General features: G+C 63.9%; 18 protein-coding genes and 1 pseudogene. 12 read left to right on the top strand and 7 right to left on the bottom strand.

Annotation, left to right across the window (positions count from 1 at the left end):
* The first annotated feature begins 12 nt into the window (after window positions 1-12).
* The 6 genes and pseudogenes from glgX (at window position 13) to DM872_RS06405 (ending at window position 7597) form a co-directional block, all read left to right on the top strand.
* The gene (gene glgX / locus DM872_RS06430; protein ID WP_179058676.1) at window positions 13-2172 is read left to right on the top strand and encodes a glycogen debranching protein GlgX; all 2160 of its coding nucleotides are present in this window, start codon (window positions 13-15) and stop codon (window positions 2170-2172) included.
* A 120-nt stretch (window positions 2173-2292) separates the two neighbouring features.
* Window positions 2293-3484 (top strand): annotated as a pseudogene (locus DM872_RS06425) (zinc-dependent alcohol dehydrogenase); the annotation flags it as partial.
* A gap of 222 nt (window positions 3485-3706) precedes the next feature.
* On the top strand, window positions 3707-4624 hold the full coding sequence (locus tag DM872_RS06420) for a DUF72 domain-containing protein (protein ID WP_373273686.1): 918 nt from the start codon (window positions 3707-3709) through the stop codon (window positions 4622-4624).
* A complete protein-coding gene (locus tag DM872_RS06415) occupies window positions 4621-5409 on the top strand; it encodes an endonuclease/exonuclease/phosphatase family protein (RefSeq protein WP_179058673.1) in 789 nt (262 codons plus the stop codon). Before DM872_RS06420 ends, DM872_RS06415 begins: the two co-directional genes overlap by 4 nt.
* Window positions 5406-6611, top strand: coding sequence for a cardiolipin synthase ClsB (gene clsB / locus DM872_RS06410; protein WP_179058672.1), 1206 nt, complete (start codon window positions 5406-5408; stop codon window positions 6609-6611). The genes DM872_RS06415 and clsB overlap by 4 nt, the downstream gene beginning before the upstream one ends.
* Window positions 6608-7597, top strand: coding sequence for a lysylphosphatidylglycerol synthase domain-containing protein (locus DM872_RS06405; RefSeq protein ID WP_179058671.1), 990 nt, complete (start codon window positions 6608-6610; stop codon window positions 7595-7597). The genes clsB and DM872_RS06405 overlap by 4 nt, the downstream gene beginning before the upstream one ends.
* A 107-nt stretch (window positions 7598-7704) precedes the next feature.
* On the opposite strand, the gene ku is transcribed toward DM872_RS06405, so the two are convergent.
* A complete protein-coding gene (gene ku / locus DM872_RS06400; RefSeq protein WP_179058670.1) occupies window positions 7705-8598 on the bottom strand; it encodes a non-homologous end joining protein Ku in 894 nt (297 codons plus the stop codon).
* 74 nt (window positions 8599-8672) lie between these two features.
* A complete protein-coding gene (locus DM872_RS06395) occupies window positions 8673-8825 on the bottom strand; it encodes a PSPA7_2676 family Cys-rich small protein (RefSeq protein WP_179058669.1) in 153 nt (50 codons plus the stop codon).
* 173 nt (window positions 8826-8998) lie between these two features.
* Here DM872_RS06395 and DM872_RS06390 point away from each other — a divergent pair, with 173 nt between their 5' ends.
* Together DM872_RS06390 and DM872_RS06385 are read left to right on the top strand one after the other, a co-directional pair.
* Entirely contained in the window at window positions 8999-9223 is a 225-nt protein-coding gene (locus tag DM872_RS06390) for a hypothetical protein (protein ID WP_179058668.1), read from the top strand.
* On the top strand, window positions 9220-9858 hold the full coding sequence (locus DM872_RS06385; protein ID WP_179058667.1) for an NAD(P)H-binding protein: 639 nt from the start codon (window positions 9220-9222) through the stop codon (window positions 9856-9858). The genes DM872_RS06390 and DM872_RS06385 overlap by 4 nt, the downstream gene beginning before the upstream one ends.
* A 4-nt stretch (window positions 9859-9862) precedes the next feature.
* Here DM872_RS06385 and DM872_RS06380 read toward each other — a convergent pair whose 3' ends face one another.
* Both DM872_RS06380 and DM872_RS06375 read right to left on the bottom strand, forming a co-directional pair.
* The gene (locus DM872_RS06380; RefSeq protein WP_179058666.1) at window positions 9863-12325 is read right to left on the bottom strand and encodes a glycogen/starch/alpha-glucan phosphorylase; all 2463 of its coding nucleotides are present in this window, start codon (window positions 12323-12325) and stop codon (window positions 9863-9865) included.
* A gap of 28 nt (window positions 12326-12353) precedes the next feature.
* Window positions 12354-12683, bottom strand: coding sequence for a DUF2513 domain-containing protein (locus tag DM872_RS06375; RefSeq protein ID WP_179058665.1), 330 nt, complete (start codon window positions 12681-12683; stop codon window positions 12354-12356).
* Between the two features lie 165 nt (window positions 12684-12848).
* Here DM872_RS06375 and DM872_RS06370 point away from each other — a divergent pair, with 165 nt between their 5' ends.
* Genes DM872_RS06370 through DM872_RS06360 form a run of 3 tightly spaced genes read left to right on the top strand, consistent with a single transcriptional unit; the run spans window position 12849 to window position 15131 of the window.
* Complete coding sequence (locus DM872_RS06370) at window positions 12849-13277, top strand: hypothetical protein (RefSeq protein ID WP_179058664.1); 429 nt, start codon at window positions 12849-12851, stop codon at window positions 13275-13277.
* Window positions 13277-14374 (top strand): DUF3182 family protein, encoded by a 1098-nt coding sequence (locus DM872_RS06365; protein ID WP_179058663.1) that lies wholly within the window; start codon window positions 13277-13279, stop codon window positions 14372-14374. Before DM872_RS06370 ends, DM872_RS06365 begins: the two co-directional genes overlap by 1 nt.
* Window positions 14361-15131, top strand: a complete 771-nt coding sequence (locus tag DM872_RS06360) for an alpha/beta hydrolase family protein (protein WP_179058662.1) — start codon at window positions 14361-14363, stop codon at window positions 15129-15131. The genes DM872_RS06365 and DM872_RS06360 overlap by 14 nt, the downstream gene beginning before the upstream one ends.
* A 253-nt stretch (window positions 15132-15384) precedes the next feature.
* On the opposite strand, the gene DM872_RS06355 is transcribed toward DM872_RS06360, so the two are convergent.
* Window positions 15385-15834: a PA2169 family four-helix-bundle protein gene (locus DM872_RS06355; protein ID WP_179058661.1), complete on the bottom strand. Its 450-nt coding sequence runs from the start codon at window positions 15832-15834 to the stop codon at window positions 15385-15387.
* 210 nt (window positions 15835-16044) lie between these two features.
* On the opposite strand from DM872_RS06355, the gene DM872_RS06350 reads away from it, so the two are divergent.
* Window positions 16045-16458, top strand: a complete 414-nt coding sequence (locus DM872_RS06350; protein WP_179058660.1) for a CBS domain-containing protein — start codon at window positions 16045-16047, stop codon at window positions 16456-16458.
* Window positions 16459-16489: 31 nt separating this feature from the next.
* On the opposite strand, the gene glgB is transcribed toward DM872_RS06350, so the two are convergent.
* Window positions 16490-18652: a 1,4-alpha-glucan branching protein GlgB gene (gene glgB / locus DM872_RS06345; RefSeq protein WP_179058659.1), complete on the bottom strand. Its 2163-nt coding sequence runs from the start codon at window positions 18650-18652 to the stop codon at window positions 16490-16492.
* Window positions 18649-21957, bottom strand: a complete 3309-nt coding sequence (treS, locus tag DM872_RS06340; protein WP_179058658.1) for a maltose alpha-D-glucosyltransferase — start codon at window positions 21955-21957, stop codon at window positions 18649-18651. The genes glgB and treS overlap by 4 nt, the downstream gene beginning before the upstream one ends.
* Between the last annotated feature and the right edge of the window lie 5 nt (window positions 21958-21962).

Here is a 21962-nt window from a genome sequence, read left to right as displayed (position 1 = left end):
TAAGGAGGCAGCATGAGCAGGCAGCGCGCACGTGCCCCTGAAGTCCTGCGGCGTTCGCGCATCAGCGAAGGGCACCCCTTTCCGCTGGGCGCGAGCTGGGATGGACTGGGGGTCAACTTCTCGATCTTCTCGGCCCACGCCACACGGGTCGAGCTGTGCCTGTTCGATGCCACGGGCGAGACCGAGCTGGAGCGCATCGAACTTCCCGAGTACACCGACGAGATCTGGCACGGCTACCTGCCCGACGCCCATCCCGGCCAGGTCTACGGCTTTCGGGTGCATGGCCCGTACGAGCCCGAGGCCGGTCACCGTTTCAACCCGAACAAACTGCTCATCGATCCCTATGCCAAGCAGCTGGTCGGGCGGCTGCGCTGGTCGGAAGCGCTGTTCGGCTACGAGATCGGCTCGCCGGACGCCGACCTCAGCTTCGATACCCGCGACAGCGCTGCCTTCGTGCCCAAATGCAAGGTCATCGACCGCGCGTTCACCTGGGGCGACCAGCAACACCGACGCATCCCCTGGGACAGCACGCTGATCTACGAGGCGCACCTGCGCGGCATCAGCATGCGGCATCCGGCGGTGGAGGAAAATCTGCGCGGTACATTCGCCGGGCTGGCGAGCCGCGAGCTGATCCAGCACCTGCGTTCCCTGGGTGTTTCCGCCATCGAGTTGCTGCCGGTGCATGCCTTCCTCGACGACAAGCACCTGCTGGAAAAGGGCATGAGCAACTACTGGGGATACAACAGCATCGGCTTCTTCGCGCCCCACCCCGCCTACCTCGCCAGCGGCCAGGTGAGCGAATTCAAGGAGATGGTCGCGCACCTCCACGACGCCGGCCTGGAGCTGATCCTCGACGTGGTCTACAACCACACCGCCGAAGGCAACGAACTGGGTCCCACCCTGTCCATGCGCGGCATCGACAACGCCACCTACTACCGGCTGGTGCCCGACTCGCGCCGTCACTACATCAACGATTCCGGTACCGGCAATACCCTCGACCTCAGCCACCCCTGCGTCCTGCAGATGGTCACCGACTCGCTGCGCTACTGGGCGACCGAGATGCACGTCGACGGTTTCCGCTTCGACCTCGCCACCATCCTCGCCCGGCGCACCCAGGGCTATGAGGAGCGCCACGGGTTTCTCGTGGCCTGCCGCCAGGACCCGGTACTCAGCCGCCTGAAGCTCATCGCCGAGCCCTGGGACTGCGGCCCCGGCGGCTACCAGGTCGGCGGCTTCCCGCCCGGCTGGGCGGAATGGAACGACCGCTTCCGCGATACGGTGCGGGCCTTCTGGCGCGGCGACAACGGCAAGGCACGGACCCTGGCCAAGCGTCTCACGGCCTCCGGCGACCTGTTCAATCAGCGCGGCCGGCGGCCTTTCGCCTCGGTGAACTTCATCACCGCACACGATGGCTTCACCCTGCGTGACCTGGTGTCCTACGACCACAAGCACAACGAGGACAACGGCGAGGACAACCAGGACGGCAGCGACCACAACCTGTCCTGGAACCACGGTTGCGAAGGCCCGACCGATGACCCGCAGATCCGCGAGCTGCGCATGCGGCAGATGCGCAACCTGCTCGCCACCCTGATGTTCTCCCAGGGCACGCCCATGCTGTTGGCCGGCGACGAGTTCAGCCGCACCCAGCACGGCAACAACAATGCCTACTGCCAGGACAATGAAATCGGCTGGGTCGACTGGAGGCTGGATGAGGAAGGCCGCGACCTGCTGGAGTTCACCCGTCGCCTGGCGAGCCTGCGGCGGGCCTATCCGATCATGCGTCGCGGGCGCTTCCTGGTCGGTCATTACAACGAGGAACTGGGGGTCAAGGACGTCACCTGGCTCGCGCCCGACGGCGAGGAAATGACCGAAGAGAACTGGCTCGACGAGAACACCCGTTGCATGGGCATGCTCATGGACGGTCGTGCACAGCCCACGGGCATCCGTCGCAGCGGGGCCGATGCCACGGTATTGCTGGTGGTCAACGCCCATCATGAAGCGGTGAACTTCCAGCTTCCCCAGGTGACCGGCGGCTCTGGTTGGCACTGCCTCCTGGATACCGACACCCCGGCCCTGCGCAGCCAGGGCGAGTTGCCTTTTGATGAACCCTATGAGGTCACCGGTCGCTCGCTCGCACTGTTCGAACTGGTCCCGCTGGCCCGGGCTGTCTGACCGGAGCCGCTCCGTCAAAAAGGCTGAACCCTCCGTGAGGGCCCCAAGTCGGAACATAAAGGGCTGGTTCGGACGGCCCGGTTAGTCGCAGCAACCCCCGAACGCCAGAGGAGCCGACCTATGAAAGCCGTGGTTTTTCACGACGTTGGCGATATCCGTCTCGATGACGTAGCGGAACCGGTGCTGCAGGAACCGACCGACGCGATCATCCGCCTGACGGCATCGGCGATCTGCGGGACCGATCTGCATTTCGTCCGGGGAACCGTGAGCGGCATGGTCAAGGGCACCATCCTCGGGCATGAAGGCGTCGGCATCATCGAGGCACTGGGCAAGGACGTCCGCAACCTGGAAATCGGCGACCGCGTGGTGGTGCCGTCCACCATTGCCTGCGGTAACTGCTCCTATTGCCGCGCCGGCTACTACGCCCAGTGCGATGAGGCCAACCCCAACGGCAAGGAGGCCGGCACCGCCTTTTACGGCGGCCCCGCCATTACCGGGCCCTTCCACGGCCTGCAAGCCGAGATGGCGCGCATTCCCCACGCCAATATCGGCCTGGTCAAACTGCCCACCAGCATCAGCGATGACCAGGCGATCCTGCTTTCTGACATCTTTCCGACCGGGTACTTCGGCGCCGAGCTGGCAGAGGTCACGCCAGGCGACACCGTGGCCGTGTTCGGTTGTGGGCCGGTCGGCCAGTTCGCCATCGCCAGCGCGAAGCTGCTGGGTGCGTCCCGCGTTTTCGCCATCGACAAGCTCGATGACCGCCTGCGGATGGCCCGGCAACAGGGTGCGGAGATCATCAACTTCGACCAGGAAGACCCGGTCGAAACCCTGCGCCGCCTGACCAGCGGGATCGGCGTGGACCGCGCGATCGATGCCGTTGGCGTGGACGCCGAATGCCCCGTCCATTGCGATTCGAACGTCGGTTCCGAGTTTCATCAGGAGATGGCCGAGGTCACCCCCCACTCGCACCCCGATGGCGACAACTGGCACCCCGGCACTGCGCCGAGCCAGGCCCTGCGCTGGGCGGTCGAGGCCCTGGCCAAGGCTGGAACCCTCGGCATCATCGGTGTGTATCCGCAGCAGGCATGCCGCTTTCCCATCGGAGGAGCCATGAACAAGAACCTGACCATCAACATGGGCAACTGCCACCACCGGCGCTACATCCCGATCCTGATCGAGATGATCCAGGCGGGCCGCATCGACCCGGCCAAGATCCTCACCCAGATCAAGCCGATGGGCGATGCCATCGAGGCCTTCAAGGCGTTCGATCGCCGCGAAAGCGGCTGGATCAAGGTGGAACTACAGCCCCAGAAGCCCACGGGTAGCAAGGAGGGTGTAGGCGAGGAAGTCGTTTACGACTGGACCGCCGCCGACAAGTCCGACAAGACGGCAACGCTTCCGGCCGGTCCCAAACCGCCGCCCGGCCAACGCAGCGATGCCGAAGACTCGGCCAGTCGTCAGGAACGAACCGAGTCCGCCACCCTGCCCGCTGGCCCCAAGCCGAAGAAAACCGATAGTTGAGGACACCGCTGTGGGTGAAATACGCGTGGGCATTTCCGGATGGCGCTATGCGCCCTGGCGGGGAATCTTCTACCCCGATGGACTGCCCCAGGATCGCGAACTGGCCTTCGCCTCGCGCGCGGTCAACAGCATAGAGATCAATGGCTCCTTCTACGCCTTGCAGAATCCGGTGCGCTACGCCCACTGGCGTGATGACGCACCGGAGGATTTCATCTTCGCCGTCAAGGCGCCGCGCTACATCACCCACACCCGCAGGTTGAGGGAGGTCGAGCAACCGCTGGCCAACTTCTTCGCCTCGGGCCTGTTGCAACTGGGGGAGAAGCTGGGGCCGATCCTCTGGCAGTTCCCGCCCAGCATGAAGTTCGACGCCGAACTCTTCGCGCACTTCTTCGACCTGCTGCCGCGCACGTCCCTTGCTGCCCGGAACTGCGCCAGTCATTGCAGCGAACGCCTGAAGAAGTCCGGCTATCGGGATGCGCCCGCGCGGGCAACGCTGCGCCATGCCGTGGAAATCCGTAACGAGAGTTTCGTCTGTGACGAGTTCGTGCAACTGCTGCGCAAGCACAAGGTCGCCCTGGTGATCGCGGACACCGCCGGCAAGTGGCCCTACCTGGAAGACCTCACCAGCGACTTCGTCTACCTGCGCCTGCATGGCGACAAGGCGCTCTACGCCAGCGGCTATTCCGAACAGGCGCTGGAGCGCTGGGAGACGCGCATCCGCACCTGGAGCGCCGGCCGTCAGCCCGGCGACGCCCATGTGGTGGATGAGCACCAGCCCAAGCAGCGCAAGTCGCGGGACATCTATTGCTACTTCGATAACGACCTGAAAGTGCGCGCGCCTTTCGATGCACGACGACTGCTCGAGCGCCTGGACCTCACCAGGGACCTGGAAACCGAACCTGGTGTCTTGCAAGGAACACCACCGTGACCACGACCATTCCCATGCCTGAGATCGTCATCGACCGGATCACCGCCGTGCATCGCCTGAAGGTGATCACCATCAACACGCACAAGGGCTTCACCGCGTTCAACCGGCGCTTCATCCTGCCCGAGCTGCGCGATGCCGTGCGCACCACCAACGCGGACATCGTGTTCCTGCAGGAAGTCCTTGGCAGCCATGATCGTCATGCCCGGCGTTATCAGGACTGGCCGGCGACGCCGCAGTACGAGTTCCTGGCCGACAGCATCTGGCCGCAGTTCGCCTATGGGCGTAACGCGGTCTATCCGGATGGCCACCACGGCAATGCACTGCTGTCGAAATTCCCCATCATCCACCACGAAAACCTCGACGTGACCGTCCATGGCAATGAGCAGCGCGGCGTGCTGCATTGCATCCTGGACGTCCCGGGGCATCGGGAAGTGCACGCCATCTGCGTCCATCTGGGCCTGCGCGAGGGACACCGCAAGTTGCAGATCGGGCTGCTCTCGGAGCTGCTCTCCACGCTGAACCCACAGGCCCCGACCATAGTGGCGGGCGACTTCAATGACTGGCGCCTGCGCGCCGACGGCATGCTGGCGGAACACGGCCTGGTGGAAGCCTTCGGCTGGGCCTATGGCGCGCCGGCCAAGACCTTCCCGGCACGCCTTCCGCTGCTCTGCCTCGACCGCATCTACGTGCGTAACGCCAGCTGCCATGACGCCGAAGTGCTGTCGACCCGCCCCTGGTCGCACCTCTCCGACCATGCGCCGCTGGCCGCGGAGGTACATCTGTGAACGGGCAATGGCGCGACGGCAACCACATCGAACTGCTGGTCAACGGCGAGGAGTATTACCCGCGGGTGTTCGAGTGCATCCGCGCGGCGAAGCGCGAAGTGCTGGTGGAGACCTTCATCATTTTCGAGGACAAGGTCGGCTATGAACTCAAGGAAGTGCTGATCGAAGTGGCCCAGCGCGGTGTCAGGGTGGAACTGGCCTTCGACGGCTACGGCACCGCGGACCTGGGCGAGGCGTTCATTGCCAGCATGACCTCGGCGGGCGTGCGGGTGCACGTCTTCGACCCCAGCCCGCGCCTGCTGGGCATGCGCACCAACCTGTTCCGTCGGCTGCATCGCAAGATCGTCGTGATCGACGGTGAGCTGGCCTTCGTCGGCGGCATCAACTACTCCGCCGACCACCTGGCGGACTTCGGCCCCATGGCCAAGCAGGACTACGCCGTGGAAGTGAGCGGTCCGATAGTGGCCGACCTGCACCGCTCCAGCCTTCGCCTGCTCAGGCCCGTGCTGGAAGGCCCCAGCGAGGTCCGGCCTCCGCTGCAAAGCACCGGACAGGCGCACATCCTGCTGGTGGAGCGCGACAACAATCGCCATACCACCGATATCGAACAGCAGTACCTGGCCGCCTTCCGCAGCGCTCGCTCGCACCTGGTGGTGGCCAACGCCTACTTCTTCCCCGGCTACCGCCTGCTGCGCGAGCTGCGCAACGCGGCCCGCCGAGGCGTGAAGGTGGTGCTGATCCTGCAGGGGCAGCCGGACATGCTCTGGGCCCAGAGTTTCTCCCGCCTGCTCTACAACTACCTGTTGCGCGAAGGCGTGACCATCTACGAGTACTGCCAACGGCCGCTGCACGGCAAGGTCGCACTGGTGGACGAAGAATGGTCGACCGTGGGTTCCAGCAACCTCGACCCCCTGAGCCTGGCCCTTAACCTGGAAGCCAATCTGTTCGTGCGGGACCGGGACTTCAACCATCACCTGCACCGCCATCTGGAGCAGCTGGCGACCGCCCACTGCAAGAGCATCAGCCTGGAGCGAATGATCCGGGGCTATTGGTGGCGGGCGCCGCTGATCTTCCTCTGTTTCCACTTCATCCGGCGCTTTCCCGCCATTGCCGGTTGGTTCCCCGCTCACCGGCCCAACCTCGAGTCGCAGCACCCGGCCGAGGACGAAGAACCCCACCTGGATGAGGGCAAGCCGCGATGAGCGAGTCCGCCAAGAAACCGTGGATGAAGTGGGGTTCTCGGCTGCTGACCCTGTTTTTCATCCTGTTGATGCCCGTCCTGCTTTACCTGGTGGCACGCAACCTCGACTGGAACGAGGTGAAGAAGTCGCTGCAGGCCTTCAGCTTCACCACCTTGCTGGTGGGCGGCATCCTCGCCTTCTGCAGTTACATGGTCTTCAGCATCTTCGACCTCATTGGCCGCGCCTACACCGGGCACCACTTGCCCGCGCGCCAGGTCCTGCCGGTGGCCTTCGTCTGCTACGCCTTCAACCTCAACTTCACCACCTGGGTCGGCGGTGTGGCGCTGCGTTATCGACTGTACAAGCGGCTCGGGCTGGATACCGCCACGGTCACGCGCATCATCAGCCTCGGCATCCTCACCAACTGGATTGGTTACATGGCGTTGGCGGGCGTGGTGTTTTCGCTACGGCTGGTGAAACTCCCGGCCAGCTGGAGCCTGGGTGTGACCGGCCTGCAAATGATCGGCCTGCTGCTCCTGGTGCTGGTCGGCATCTACCTGTACGCCTGCGGCTGGGCTGAAAAGCGGACCTGGTCGTGGCGGGACCATGAGATCACCCTGCCCTCGCTGCGCCTGGCGGTGATCCAGATCTGGCTCGGCGCGACCAACTGGGCCCTGATGGCCTCATTGATCTTCTGGCTGCTGCCCCACGGACACGGCACCTACTACCCGTCGATTCTCGGCATCCTGCTGATCAGCTGCGTGGCGGGGGTGATCACGCACATCCCGGCCGGGCTCGGCGTGCTGGAAACGGTGTTCCTCGCCCTGCTGCACGATCAGGTCAGTCAGGGCGGACTGGTGGCGGCCCTGCTGGGCTACCGCACGTTGTATTTCCTGGTGCCGTTGCTGATCGCCGTAGTGACCTATCTGATTCTGGAAAAACGCGCCAAGACCATTCGCAAGCACCACAAGCACAAGGTCCGGCCGGAAAAATCGGAGACGGGCTGAGGCCACTCAGGCGCTTCAGGGCGGCGTCCTACCGAGCAGGGTCCACTTCCCGGCACGGACTGCTGATGCCAGCGACCTCGGCCGAGGTTCGCGGTGGGTATCGGCGATCATTTGCGCGACGCCTTGGCGGGTTTGCGCGCGGTGCCACCCGCGCGCCGGCGGGGCGCTGCTTCAGCTTCCTCTGTTTCTTCAGTGGCCTTGCCGCCTTTGCCTTTCCCACCCAGGCTGCGACGCAGCAATTCGGTAAGGTCGATGATCTCGGCGCCCCGGCCAGTGGTTTCCTCGCCCGGTTGTTCCACGCGTTCGATCTTGCCCGCCTTGGCCTTCTGCTCCGCCAGTTCCATCACCTTCTCGCTGAAGGTGTCGACATAGGATTCCGGCTCCCAGTCGGTGGTCATGTCCTCGATGAGACGGCTGGCCATCTGCATCTCGCCCTTGCTCAGTTTCGCGTTGGTCACGTCTGAGCCCAGGTCAAGCACATCGAGTTTTCGCACTTCAGAGGGCCAGCGCAGCATCACCAGGACCAGCGCATTCTCCATCGGCATCAGCGCAGCGAGGTGCTGGCGGGTGCGCAGCACTACCTCGGCGAGGGCGACCTTGCCCGACGCTTCGAGGGCTTCGCGCAGCAAGGCATAGACCTTGCCACCACGCTTGTCGGGGCTGAGGTAATACGGCGCTTCGATGTTCTGCAGGGGAATCTGCGTGGCTTCAACGAAGGCGATGATATCGATGGTCTGCGTCGACTCCGGGTGCGCCTGGCGGATTTCGTCATCGCTGAGGACCACATAGTGCCCATCACCGTATTCCACGCCCTTGACGATGTCCTCGCGCTGGATTTCCTTGCCGGTGATCTTGTTCACGCGCTTGTAGCCGACCGGCTCCATGCTGCGCTTGTCCAGCCAGTCGAAATCGATGCCGCTGGATTCGCTGGCGGAAACCAGGGCGACCGGAATGTGCACGAGTCCGAAGCTGATGGCGCCTTTCCAGATTGCGCGTGCCATGGAAATTTCCCCTTCGCGGTGGCCTACATTCGACCGACAGGCCGTCCTCCGCAAAGTTGCAGGAATCCGCCGGGCTACCTCCCTGGCTGGCGGGTTTCTTCGACAGGCCTGATATAGCGGTTGCTGCCGCAACGGCTGCAGCGCTGCTGCATGAGGTTCTCATTGCCGATTCGTACCGGCATTTCCAGCATCCAGGCACAGCCGCAGAAGAAACAGATGAAGCTCATCGCAACCTCCCCCGCGTGGCGCGGGAGTGTCGTGCATGACCGTTCGACAGCCGGGGTTCCTCGGCGACTCACCCAATCGACCGGCGCGGCGCCGTCCGACGGATTGGCGGAACCCCTACTGGCAGGCCGCGACTCCTATCTCTAATACATCAAGCCAAAGGGAGTGCCCGCTCATGTCCAAGAAGACGCTATTCCTGATCAGCTACATCCTCGACAACCAGCCCTGCAGCGTCGAGGTGGAAGCGGATAGCGAAGCCATGACGCCGGACCAGGCGCGCTTCTACCTGGGCTCCCTGCACACCTCCGCCTCCCCCGAATCTTTCACCGATGTCCAGGTGACCCGCATCAGCCACCCGAAGAAGGATGGGCCCACCCCGGCCCATAACCTGCAGCCATGAAAAACCTCGAAACCCCGGCGGTGAAGCTCGCCCTCTACGGTGCACAGAGCGCACTCGGCTATGCGCTGATGGTGGAGGCCCTGCATCGCCAGTACGAGGTCGGCGCCGTGCTCAGTGACCTCAACGCGATCACCGCACGGCCCGGCATTCGCGCGATGAGCAGCAACCCCTACGACGCTCTCAGCGTGAGTCACGCAGTGGTGGGCAAGACTGCCGTGATCGGCATGCCTTGCGCGTCCGGTGTGCCCGCCGCAGCCCATGACGGCAGCGGCGAGGCCTTTGCGCAGGTCTATACCGGGATCAGCGCCCTGATCGATGGCCTGTGCATTGCGGGGGTACGCCGGCTGGTGATCATCGACCCGTTGCAATGGCTGGAGCAGTCGCCCTCCAGCCCGGCACCTGCGGCGGAATACCTACAGCGCCGCCTGCTGGACAGTGGTTTGGAGTGGACCTTGGTGGAAGCGCCGCAAGGCTACGATCCGGACCTGGACTTCGATGACTTCGTGCACGCGCCCTCGGCCGAGAAGGCACATTCGGTCGAACTTCTGCAGAGTTTCGCCTCGGCCGTGCTGGACGAACTGATGCTGCGAAATCACCTGCACCAGTGCCTGCTGCTCTGCGACGAGGATGCCTGAGCCGTCAGTGCTGTTCCGGCGGGGGGACGGGAACGTTCCAGATATCGGTGGCGTATTCGCGAATGCTGCGGTCGGAGGAAAACCAGCCCATGCGCGCGGTGTTGAGGACTGCGGAACGCCACCAGCGGGAACTGTTCTGCCAACACTTGTCCACCTGCCGCTGGGCATTCCAATAGGCGTCGAAGTCATCGCGGACTCGATAGCGGTCCTCGCGGGTCAACGCATCCACCATCCCCTGGTAACGCCCCCGGTCTTCGGGCGAAAACACGCCTGAGCGAACAGCATCCAGTGCGGCGTGGAGACGCTCGGAGCACCGGGCCGCCGGTTCGCCGGCCAGTTCGGCCAGGCGTCGCTGTTCCACCTGTTGCGCTGTCATGCCGAAGATGAACATGTTGTCCCGGCCGATCCGTTCGCACATCTCGACATTGGCGCCATCCAGGGTGCCAATGGTCAACGCGCCGTTGAGAGCAAACTTCATGTTGCTGGTCCCGGAGGCCTCAAGGCCGGCGGTGGAAATCTGTTCGGAGAGATCGGCCGCCGGAATGATCGCCTCGGCCAGGCTGACGTTGTAGTTGGGAATGAACACCACCTTCAGCAGCCCGCGCACTGTGGGGTCGTCATTGATGGTGCGGCTGATATCGTTGGCCAGCTTGATGATCATCTTCGCCTGCTGGTAACTGGCGGCGGCCTTGCCGGCGAAGATCTTCACCCTGGGCACCCAGTCGGTGGCCGGGTCGTTGCGGATCGCCTGGTAGAGGGCGACGGTGTGCAGCAGGTTGAGCAGCTGGCGTTTGTATTCGTGGATGCGTTTGACCTGCACGTCGAAGATGGCGTGGGAATCCACGGCGATGCCCAGCCGCTGGCGGATCAGTTGGGCCAGGGCATCCTTGTTGTGCTGGCGGCTGAGGCTGAACTGCTTGCGGAAGGTCTGCTTTTCGGCACAGGGCTCCAGCTCCTGCAATACGGTTTCCGGCGAATCCAGAACGCCCTCCCCCAGGGTTTCCACCAGCAGGCGGGTGAGCTGTGGATTGACCTGGAACAGCCAGCGGCGGAAGGTCACGCCGTTGGTCTTGTTGTTCACCCGGTTGGGGTACAGCTGGTGCAGGTCACGGAATACCGTTTTCTGCATCAGCCGGGTATGCAACGCCGACACGCCGTTGACGCTGTGGGCACCGAGAAACGCCAGGTTGCCCATGCGCACGCGCCGCCCCTGTTCTTCCTCGATCAGCGACACCGAGCGCAGCAGCGCAAAGTCGTGGATGTCCTTGGCGCGCAGGGCATCGATGTGCAGAGCGTTGATCAGGTAGATGATCTGCAGGTGACGGGGCAACAGGCGTTCCATCAACGCCACCGGCCAGGACTCCAGCGCTTCCGGCAACAGCGTGTGATTGGTGTAGGCCAGCGTCGCCACCGTCAGCTCCCACGCCTTGCCCCACTCCATCCTGTGCACGTCCACCAACTGGCGCATCAGTTCGACAACGGCAATGGCCGGGTGCGTGTCGTTGAGCTGGATGGCGACCTTCTCGGGCAGGTTGTTCACGTCGCCGTACTGGTCCATATGGCGCTGCAGCAGGTCCTGGAGCGAGGCCGAAACGAAGAAGAACTCCTGGCGCAGGCGCAGCTCCTGTCCGGCTTCGGTGATATCGGCGGGATAGAGCACGAGGGAGATGGATTCGGCACGGACCACGTCCGCCACTGCGCCGATGTGGTCGCCGGCATTGAAACGGTCCAGTTGCAGGTCTTCCTCGGCGCGCGCCCGCCACAGCCGCAGGGTATTGACTGCCGAGCGTCGCCAGCCGACCACGGGCGTGTCATATGCGATGGCGCGGATGGTCTCGTGGGGTTGCCAGATCTGCCGGACGCTGCCGTCGTCCTCCTGGTGGCTGAAGACGCTGCCGCCGAAGCCAACGGTATACGCCACTTCGGGTCGCTCGAATTCCCAGGGATTGCCGAAATCCAGCCAGGTTTCCGTCTGTTCCGCCTGCCAGCCGTCGATGATCGCCTGACGGAAAAGACCGTGTTCGTATCGAATGCCGTAGCCATGCGCGGCCAGGCGCAGGGTTGCCATGCTTTCCATGAAGCACGCGGCCAATCGCCCGAGGCCACCATTGCCGAGGGCTGCGTCGGGTTCCACTTCACGGATGCGGTCGAGATCGACGTTCAAGTCGGCCATGGCCTGGCGGGCCACGTCCAGCAGGCCGAGATTGCTCAGGTTATCCATCAGCAGGCGGCCGATGAGGAATTCCAGCGAGAGGTAATAGATGCGCTTCTGGTCCTGCCGGTCGACATGGCTGGAAGCTTCCTCCCATTGGTCAACCAGGTAGTCGCGCGTCGCCAGGGCCAGCGCCTCGAACCAGTCATGATCAAAGGCGGTTACCGGGGATTTGCCAACGGCGTACTTGAGTTTCGCCAGGATGCTGTCCTTGAACGTCTGGACGGCATCGGCGGAAGTTGGCTGCTCGGCCATCACCACCTCTCGTCAGCTGCACAGGGGATTAGCAGATCTTCCTTAACGAATCGTAGGAGATGACGCCCAGGCGCTGTAGCAGCATGGCCTTTTTGGCATCCCAGTTCTCCTGGTCGCGGATACTGTCGAGCAGGTCGTGGCCGTCCAGGGTCAATGCACTGGCGACGCGGCCGGACTCGCCATTCCACTGGCGCTGCTCCCGGCATTCCACCAGGCCGGCCTGTTCCATCAGGTGAAGGTGATAGTCCACCTCCCCCAGACTGTGTTCATCGGTGCAATGCAGGGTCACGAGATGGCCTGGTTCCAGGGCCTCGATTTCCAGCAGTAGATCCCTGATCAGATCCCAGTTCCGCTTCATGAGTGATTGCTCCTCGTACGGCGACAACGCCTTCAATTTGAGTCCACAGCAACGGCCGCGAGTTCAGACTTTCTCGCCTCCGGCGCGCTTCCGTTGATCAATCACCCTGAACTCTCCGCGAACCTCCCCGTTCAGAAGCTGTGAACAGCTGACTGGAGATTGACCATGCGCCTTGCCCCCCTGATCCCGCTGCTCTTTCTGCTAGGCACAGGTTCGGCCCTGGCCGAGGCATGCCATGTCATGACCCGTTCATCGAGTTCTGCAGTACCGGCAGTCGAGATGGAGAGCTGCTATGAGTTCACCGGCGTGCCCGAGTCGACCATCGACTGGTCCTGCAGCAACGAGAGCAAAGAGATGCTCAGCAGCCAGAAGCACCCGGTCGAACGTTGCGCCGACGGCAGCGATGGTCAGTGCATTGCTGCCCTGACCCAGGAATCCCTGGCCAATCCCCGATCCGGCGCGGAGAACGAAAGCCAGGCGCGCCCGGCAATCCCCAATGACGCCAAGGTCATCACTTACTACTACAGCGTCGCCAACCTGGGACAGGCCCGCACCGACTGTGAAAACAGCGGCGGTACCTGGCGGGAACAGTGATGAAGCGCCGCGATGGAGTACTGCTGCTGCAGGTCGGCGAACGCTTCCTGGAGCACGAACTGGCTGTGCACCGGATACTGGGAGAAAAGCTCGGCGAACTGCTGGGATGCCCATTTCTAGGCCGTTACGACCCGCTGCAGCACGAACAGGGACAGTACTACCTGATTCCCGATGAAACGCTGATCGGCAATGGCAACGGTCTGGGCATACATGGACCGGATGATTTCTTCGGCGGCCTGGTCCCGCAGCCCTTCACGGCCACCAAGGCGATCACTCATCCGTTGTTCAAACTGCCTAACCGCGTTCCGCCGGGCTGGTCCGAGCGCTTTGCCGAGCAGGCTGCCAAGGCCATCCTCCATGGCTATACGGTATTCGACCTGACCGACGCCCACCGCGCCGGTGAAGCGATGCTGGAACATGGCCCGCTGCGCCTGAAACCAGTACGCGGCAAGGCCGGGCGCGGCCAACAGGTGATCTGGAACCTGCACGACCTGGGCGAAGCCCTGGACGAACAGGATGCGGAAGAACTCGGAACCTGGGGCCTGGTGCTGGAAGAGGACCTGGAACAGCCCGAAACCTTCAGCGTTGGCCAGATACGCGCCGCCGGCCTGGTGGTCAGCTACTTCGGCACCCAGCAGCTGACCCAGGATAACGACGGCGAAAGTGTCTACGGCGGCTCGCAGCTGACCCTGGTGAACGGCGATTACGCGGACCTGATGAAGCTCGACCTGCCGCCAGCAACCCGCCTGGCTATCGAGCAGGCGCGCATTTATGAGAAGGCCGCCTTCGACAGCTATCCGGAAATGTTCGCCTCGCGTCGCAACTACGACATCGCAAGGGGGCTGGACGCTCGCGGGCGGCAGCGGTCCGGAGTCCTGGAGCAATCCTGGCGGATTGGTGGCGCGAGCGCGGCGGAAGTCTTCGCCCTCGAGGCCTTCGCCGCCGATTCCTCGCTGAAGAGCGTGTGTGCCTCGACCCAGGAAATCTATGGCGACGCACCGCCCCCTGCCGATTCGATCCAGCTCTATCAGGGAGAGGAGCCCGAACTCGGCAAACTTTCCAAGTACGTCAAGGTGGAACCTCATGACAGCACATAGCGAACAAGTGGAGATCGTGGTGGATAATGAAGCAATTGCCGGAACGCTCCTCGCGCCCGAGACCCGAGTCCCGGGCGTTCTCTTCGTGCATGGCTGGGGCGGCAGCCAGCAGCGCGACCTGGCTCGCGCCCGCGGTATCGCCGGCCTCGGTTGCGTGTGCCTGACCTTCGACTTGCGCGGCCACGAGAAGACCATCGCCTCCAAGGAAAGCGTCACCCGCCGGCACAACCTCGACGACATAGTCGCGGCCTACGACCGGCTGGCCACCCATCCGGCGATCGATTCGGAATGCATCGCAGTGATCGGCAGCAGCTACGGCGGCTACCTGGCGACCTTCCTCACCACGATGCGGCCGGTGAAATGGCTGGCGCTAAGAGTGCCGGCGCTGTACTGGGACGACGAATGGGACTCGCCCAAGCATCTGCTGGACGTGGCGCGGCTGGCGCGATACCGGAACATTCCGTGGAATCCCATCGACAATCTGGCCCTGAAGGCTTGCTCTGCTTTTGCCGGTGATGTGCTGCTGGTGGAGTCCGAGCACGACACCTTCGTGCCCCATACCACCCTGATGAGCTACCGCGCGGCGTTCGAGAAGGCCCATTCGCTGACCCACCGGATACTTGACGGCGCCGACCACGCCATGAGCCAGGACTGCGACCAGCAGGCCTACACGAAGATTCTCACCAACTGGTTCAGCGAAATGGTGATCGGGGCGCGGGTGGGGGATTATCCGCATCATTCGGCGCGGTATTCGTGATGGCATGGGCTCCGCGCACGCCTGACACCCCCCTCACCCCCGGCCCCTCTCCCAGAGGGCGAGGGGTGACTCGCGTCGGTGACGCACTATCAGTCCTGAAGCAGCCAGCAGCCTGAAATTTGGCAACCGCGGGGGATCACGATCCGCGGGAGTTTCAGGATTGTCTGTCCCGTACAGGCGCGAGTCACCCCTCTACCACCGGGAGAGGGGCCGGGGGTGAGGGCTGGGTCAGGCTGACTCGGAAGCCCAGCACTCAAATCCGCCCACTATCCCTTAGCGCGCGCATTTGCCCGTGATTGCGGATCACCCCGGCGTACTGCATCTGCACGACCTCGCGGACTGCCGGTGGCAAGGCCTCATCGAGGGCCTTCTCGTAGTTGTGCATCGCCGCGTCTTCGCCCCGCTCGCACTCATCGAGGATGGCTTTCTCGTTCTGCCCGGTGATCAGCGCCTTGAAATTGATCCAGCGGCGGTGCATGTCGCCGCCGGCGCTGGTGTGCTCTTCAGGGACGTCGCCCAGTTCCATCACCATCCCCTGCAGTTTCTCCGCCGCTGCCGCGCATTCCTCGGCGCGGGCTTCGAGCATCTGCTGCAGCGGCGGGCTCAGCACCGCCTTGGCGCAGGTGCGAAACCCTTCTTCGCCATCCTTGCAGGTCTGCACCAGGCCATTGAGCACCCTTGCCGTTTCGTGTGGATCAGTCATGACCGCCTCCCATGCCGGGCACTCCGGCTCGTTCGTGGCTTCGCCTGGACGACCAGGTCGGTTCCTAACAGGTGACTGACTTTTTCCGCGTGGTGTTCGGCCCCGCGGATGGCCGGTACTGACGAAACAACCTGAACGACCGGGGAGCAGGTCAGTCGACTCTTTCAGGCGCCCCAACCGGGGCCTTTGCATTGATAGGGAGTACCCAAGATGAGAATCAGCGAAATCATGACGCGAAACGTCCAGACCACTACCCCTGATCGGAGCCTGCGCGAAGTCGCCTCGCTCATGGAAAGCATCGACAGCGGCGCGATCCTGGTACACGAAGGTGATCGGCTGGTGGGCATGGTGACCGACCGGGATATCGCCCTCCGTGGCGTCGCAGCCGGCCTTGGCGCGGATACGCCGGTGCGCCAGGTGATGAGCGGCGACATCCGTTACTGCTTCGAGGACGAGGACGTCCAGCACGTCGCCGAGAACATGGCGCAGATCCAGTTGCGTCGCCTGCCGGTGCTCAATCGCGAAAAGAGGCTCGTGGGCGTGGTATCGCTGGGCAATATCGCCGCCTGCCGCAGTGAACACGCCAGTGCCACGGTGCTGCAGGGCGTTGCCCGCGCTCACTGATGCATCAGCCGTTCCGGCCGGCAGCCCTGCGTCAGCGCTCCGGTCGGAATATCAGCGTGCCCAGGGGTGGAAGGTCCAACAGCAGCGACTGGGCCTCGCCATGGGAGATCACCAGCTCACTGTCGAGTGCCCCCTGGGTACCGGCGCCGGAGCCGCTGAAGCGCGCGTCATCCGTATTCAGCAGCAATTGCCAGAGTCCCGCCCGGGGAACGCCGATTCGGTAGTCGCGGCGCGGTTCGGGCGTGAAGTTGTGCACCACCAGCAACGGCTTGCCGTCGTCGCCATGGCGTAACCAGGCGAAGACACTGTTGTGGAAGTCGTCGCCTATCAGCCACTGGAAACCCTCGGCGCGCCCGTCGCGCTGATAGAGCGCCGGCTCCCGTCGGTAATGGGCGTTGAGTTCCTTCACCAGCTCCCGAATCGCCGCGTGCTCTGGATAGCGCAGCAGGTACCAGTCCAGTTGCTGGTCGTGGTCCCATTCGCGCCATTGGCCGTACTCGCAGCCCATGAACAGCAGCTTCTTGCCCGGATGGGTCCACATGAAGCTGAGGTACAGGCGCAGGTTGGCGAACTGTTGCCAGCGGTCACCCGGCATCCGTCCCAGCAGCGAGCCTTTGCCATGCACCACCTCGTCGTGGGAGATCGGCAGGATGAAGTGTTCGGAAAAGGCATAGAGCAGACCGAAGGTCACCTGGTGGTGATGGTGCTTGCGGTGGATCGGTTCTTTCTGAATGTAGGCGAGGCTGTCATGCATCCAGCCCATGTTCCATTTGTAGGCGAAGCCCAGGCCGCCTTCCGCTGCGGGGTGGCTGACGCCCGGCCAGGCGGTGGACTCTTCGGCGATGACCATCGCTCCCGGTACCTCGCTGCGCACCACCTCGTTGAGATGGCGAAGAAACTCGATGGCCTCCAGGTTTTCGCGTCCGCCGTGACGGTTGGGAATCCATTCGCCTTCCTTGCGTGAATAGTCCCGGTAAAGCATCGAGGCCACCGCGTCCACCCGCAGGCCGTCGACGTGATAGACCCGCAGCCAGTGCAGCGCCGAGGCCAACATGAAGCCGTGGACTTCCGTGCGGCCCAGGTTGTAGATCAGCGTGTCCCAGTCCTGGTGGAAACCTTCGAAGGGGTGCTCGTATTCGTACAACGCCGTGCCGTCGAAGCGGGCCAGCCCGTGCTCGTCGGTGGGAAAGTGCGCCGGCACCCAGTCCAGGATCACGCCGATTCCCGAACCATGGCAGGCATCGACGAAAGCGGCGAAGTCCTGCGGGCTGCCCAGGCGTGCTGTGGGCGCGAACATCGAAAGCGGTTGATAGCCCCAGGAGCCGCCGAAGGGGTGCTCCATGATCGGCATCAGTTCGATATGGGTGAACCCCATTTCCAGGATGTAGGGGATCAGGGATTCGGCCAGTTCCGCCCAGTTCGGTGGCCGATCTTCGAACCATTGCCAGGAACCGGCGTGAAGCTCGTAGATGGTTAGCGGCTGGTCATGTTGCTGGCCGACCTTGCGGCGCGCCATCCACTCCTGGTCCTTCCAGTCGAACTCCAGCGGCCCGGCCACCCGGGAACTGGTCTCGGGCGGCAGCTCGCTGGCCAGCCCCACCGGGTCGGCCTTCAAGGGCAGCAGCCCTTCGGCACCGAGAATTTCATACTTGTAACGTTCGCCAGCCTGCAGGCGCGGGATGAAGAGTTCCCAGATACCGGCCGGGTAACGCTTGCGCATGGGGTGCCGACGTCCATCCCAGGCGTTGAAATCGCCGACCACGGACACCCGCCGCGCATTAGGCGCCCAGACGGCGAAGCGCACACCGGGTATGCCGCCCTGATCGATAAGCTGCGCCCCCAGGCAGTTGCCCAATTCCCGGTGATTGCCCTCGGCGAACAGATAGAGATCGACATCGCCGAGCAGTGCGCCGAACGCATAGGGGTCTTCCGTCAATTGCTGCCCGCCGGGCCATTGGATTCGTAACAGGTAGGGGCGCGGTTCTGCCATCAACCCCTCGAAGAGTCCCTCAGGGTCGGTCCTGTGCATCGCGCCAAGCGAGCTCTGGTCGGTGGCGTCCAGCAACTCCACCGCCTCGGCGCCCGGCAGCCATGTCCGCACCCGTATTCCGTCCGTCTCGGCATGGGGGCCGAGAAAACTGAAGGGGTCCGCTTCTTCCGCCCGTCGCAGGCGTTCCAGTCGTTCATCGATCATGTGCGGTGTCCCACCAGGTGTCGTGACAATTCCAGGAGTCCGTGCAGCGGCACGTCGAGCCAGTCCGGGCGATGTCCGCTTTCGTACAGAATTTCATAGGCGGCCTTTTCCAGGCTGAACAACGCCAGTGCAGCGCCCTCGCCTTCCCGGCCATGCCACTCGTGAGGCAGACCGTTGGCCGCCAGACGATAGGCATCGAGGAAGGCGGTGCGCGCATTGGCGCGGTAACGGGCGACGACCGCGGAGCATGCGTGCCGGGCCTCGGCGGAGTTGTCGGCGCCACAGGCCTTGCGGCTCGCCACCGCCGCTGCGTAATCGAATGAGCGGAGCATGCCGGCGACATCCTTCATGGGACTGTGGCGTTGCCGTCGCTCCGACAATGGCCGGCTGGGCTCGCCCTCGAAATCGATGACGTAGGCGTCACCCTGCACCACCAGCACCTGTCCCAAATGTAGATCGCCGTGGACCCGAATGAGGATGCCGCCCGCCGCCAGGCTTGCCAGCCGGCCGATGACCATCAGTAAATGCTCCTCTTCGGCACGCAGCCACCGCACCGAGGCCAGATCGTCCGAACCCAGCCGCTCCTGGGCATGGACCAGGGCAGCAAGGGCCTCGCGCAGCTGCGCACTGATGCGGGTCGCCCATTCCGCGCTGTCGCTGTCATCGCTCAGTCGATAGCCGAAATCGGGGTTTTCGGTCGGTCGCGCCAGTACCGCGTGCATTTCCCCGACCCGCTTGCCCAGGGTTCCGGCGAATACCTTCAGCTCCGCCAGGGCGCCTTCGTCGCTGACCACCTCGGCCCCGCCCATGCAATCGCGAATGGCCCGGTCAAGGTTGTTCAAGGTCCAGGTCCAGGCGTCGCCCTGGTTGTCCAGGTACCGCTGCAGCACCATCAGCGTGTGCGGCTGGCCTTCTTCGTCCACCCGCAGGACTTCACCGAGGAACGGCGCCACGTGGGCGTAGCCGTGATGGGTGAGGAACCGGCCCATCTCGACCTCCGGGTGAACACCGGGGAAGCCGCGACGCAGCAGTTTGAGCAACAACCGGCCACCGATCAGCGCCGAACTGTTGGATTGCTCCGCCGTCAACAGCTTCACCTCGGGTTCCGGGCCCGTGTCGATATCCGCCAGGGTGTCTTCCGGGAGGAACTGCAGTTCGCCGTCCGTATTGCGCAACACCGATCCGGCGCGCAGGTGCCGGAGGATGTCGAGGCTGAAGCCTGGCAGGGAGAAGGCATCGGTCAAGAGTTCGACCTTGCGCCCGCGCCGCAGCCGCGCCAGGGCCAGTTGTTGCGGCAGGTCGCTGCCACTGGGGCGTTCGGGCACGACGGCGAGCGGCAACTGGTAGAACTCGGGGCCGTGGGCGCCGTGGACCTCGATCTCGGTCAGGACCGGAGCGTCCGGCCCTTCGTCCAGTGGCATGGCATAGAGCAGATGGACACTGCCCGCTGTGACGTTCCCGCCGCCGAACCAGCGGCGCTTCGGCAGGTACAACGGGAGGGCCTCGTATTCCAGCGTCTGGCGCGCCTTGATCTGGATGATCTCGTCGATCTGCCGCAGCAGGACCAGGGTTTGCAGCTCGGGCATGCGCTCGACAGGCTTCTTGTGCCAGCTGGGCATCTGCGAGGCATCGGCGAGGTAGAACCAGTAGAAACCGTAGGGCGGCAGCGTCAGCAGGTAGGTGAGCTGGCCGATGGGCGGGAAGGACGAACCGCCCACCATCTCCACCGGCACGCGACCGTCGAAGTCGGCCAGTTCCAGCTCGACCGCCTGGGCTGCGCTGGAGAGGTTGGCGACGCACAGGATGCTCTCCTCACGGTCTTCATCCGCGTCACGGTATTCGCGCAGGTAGGCGAGGATGCGTCGGTTGCTAGGCGAAAGCATCTTCACACTGCCCCGGCCGAAAGCCTTCTGTTGCTTGCGTACGCTGAGCATGCGGCGCATCCAGTTGAGCAGCGAGTGGGAATCGTGTGCCTGAGCCTCGACATTGATGGTCTGGTAGCCATACAGCGGGTCCATGATCGGCGGCAGGACCAGCCGGGCCGGGTCAGCGCGGGAGAATCCGCCATTGCGGTCGATCGACCACTGCATCGGGGTGCGCACGCCATCGCGATCGCCGAGGTAGATGTTGTCGCCCATGCCGATCTCGTCGCCGTAATACAGCGTCGGCGTCCCGGGCATGGACAGCAGCAGGCTGTTCAACAGCTCCACCCGGCGCCGGTCGCGCGCCACCAGTGGTGCCAGGCGCCGACGGATGCCCAGGTTCAGGCGCGCCCGTTTGTCTCCGGCGTAATAGTCCCAGAGGTAGTCACGCTCATCATCGGTGACCATCTCCAGGGTCAGTTCATCGTGGTTGCGCAGGAAGATCGCCCATTGGCAGTTCGGCGGGATCTCCGGCGTCTGGCGGAGGATGTCGGTGATCGGGAAGCGATCTTCCTGGGCGATGGCCATGTACATGCGCGGCATCAGCGGGAAGTGGAAGGCCATGTGGCATTCGTCGTCATCGCCGAAGTACGGGCGCGTGTCCTCTGGCCACTGGTTGGCTTCGGCCAGCAGCATCCGGTCCTGGTAGCGGGCATCCAGCTCGGCGCGGATGCGTTTGAGCACCGTGTGGGTTTCCGGCAGGTTCTCGTTGTTGGTGCCGTCGCGCTCGATCAGGTACGGAATGGCGTCCAGACGCAGCCCATCCACGCCCATGTCCAGCCAGTAGCGCATGACCTTCAGCACCGCGCTCAGCACCCGAGGATTGTCGAAATTCAGGTCCGGCTGGTGGGAATAGAAGCGGTGCCAGTAGTACTGCCCGGCCACCGGGTCCCAACTCCAGTTGGATTTCTCGGTGTCGGTGAAGATGATCCGGGTGCCGGTGTATTTGTCGTCCGTATCCGACCAGACGTAATACTCCCGCGTCCTGGAGCCCTTCTTCGCATGGCGGGCCCGCTGGAACCAGGGGTGCTGGTCCGAGGTGTGGTTGATGACCAGCTCGGTGATCACCCGCAGGCCCCGCCGATGGGCTTCGTCGATAAAGCGCCGTGCATCGGCAAGGGTGCCGTAGTCGGGATGCACGCCGCGGTACATGGCGATGTCGTAACCGTCGTCACGCCTCGGCGATGGGTAGAACGGCAGCAGCCAGATGGTGTTCACGCCGAGTTCGGCGATGTAGTCCAGCTTTTCGATCAGCCCGGCGAAATCACCGATGCCATCGTTGTTGGCGTCGTAGAAGGACTTCACATGGACCTGGTAGATGATCGCGTCCTTGTACCAGTGCGGGTCGTTCAGGAAGGCTGCCCTTCCGCTGCGCTTGGCCATGGGGA

The sequence above is a fragment of the Pseudomonas taiwanensis genome, assembly GCF_013393345.1.
GTDB classification, from domain to species: domain Bacteria; phylum Pseudomonadota; class Gammaproteobacteria; order Pseudomonadales; family Pseudomonadaceae; genus Metapseudomonas; species Metapseudomonas resinovorans_C.
This window is presented reverse-complemented; position numbering and strand designations above follow the sequence as displayed.

Excerpts from the sequence above, each read along its gene's own strand:
- DM872_RS06350 (WP_179058660.1), top strand. The coding sequence starts at position 16,045 with ATGAGAATCAGCGAAATCATGACGCGAAACGTCCAGACCACTACCCCT.
- DM872_RS06375 (WP_179058665.1), bottom strand. The coding sequence starts at position 12,683 with ATGAAGCGGAACTGGGATCTGATCAGGGATCTACTGCTGGAAATCGAG.
- DM872_RS06355 (WP_179058661.1), bottom strand. The coding sequence starts at position 15,834 with ATGACTGATCCACACGAAACGGCAAGGGTGCTCAATGGCCTGGTGCAG.
- DM872_RS06365 (WP_179058663.1), top strand. The coding sequence starts at position 13,277 with ATGAAGCGCCGCGATGGAGTACTGCTGCTGCAGGTCGGCGAACGCTTC.
- DM872_RS06405 (WP_179058671.1), top strand. The coding sequence starts at position 6,608 with ATGAGCGAGTCCGCCAAGAAACCGTGGATGAAGTGGGGTTCTCGGCTG.
- ku (WP_179058670.1), bottom strand. The coding sequence starts at position 8,598 with ATGGCACGCGCAATCTGGAAAGGCGCCATCAGCTTCGGACTCGTGCAC.
- glgB (WP_179058659.1), bottom strand. The coding sequence starts at position 18,652 with ATGATCGATGAACGACTGGAACGCCTGCGACGGGCGGAAGAAGCGGAC.
- DM872_RS06380 (WP_179058666.1), bottom strand. The coding sequence starts at position 12,325 with ATGGCCGAGCAGCCAACTTCCGCCGATGCCGTCCAGACGTTCAAGGAC.
- DM872_RS06395 (WP_179058669.1), bottom strand. The coding sequence starts at position 8,825 with ATGAGCTTCATCTGTTTCTTCTGCGGCTGTGCCTGGATGCTGGAAATG.
- glgX (WP_179058676.1), top strand. The coding sequence starts at position 13 with ATGAGCAGGCAGCGCGCACGTGCCCCTGAAGTCCTGCGGCGTTCGCGC.
- DM872_RS06360 (WP_179058662.1), top strand. The coding sequence starts at position 14,361 with ATGACAGCACATAGCGAACAAGTGGAGATCGTGGTGGATAATGAAGCA.
- DM872_RS06390 (WP_179058668.1), top strand. The coding sequence starts at position 8,999 with ATGTCCAAGAAGACGCTATTCCTGATCAGCTACATCCTCGACAACCAG.
- treS (WP_179058658.1), bottom strand. The coding sequence starts at position 21,957 with ATGGCCAAGCGCAGCGGAAGGGCAGCCTTCCTGAACGACCCGCACTGG.
- DM872_RS06370 (WP_179058664.1), top strand. The coding sequence starts at position 12,849 with ATGCGCCTTGCCCCCCTGATCCCGCTGCTCTTTCTGCTAGGCACAGGT.
- DM872_RS06385 (WP_179058667.1), top strand. The coding sequence starts at position 9,220 with ATGAAAAACCTCGAAACCCCGGCGGTGAAGCTCGCCCTCTACGGTGCA.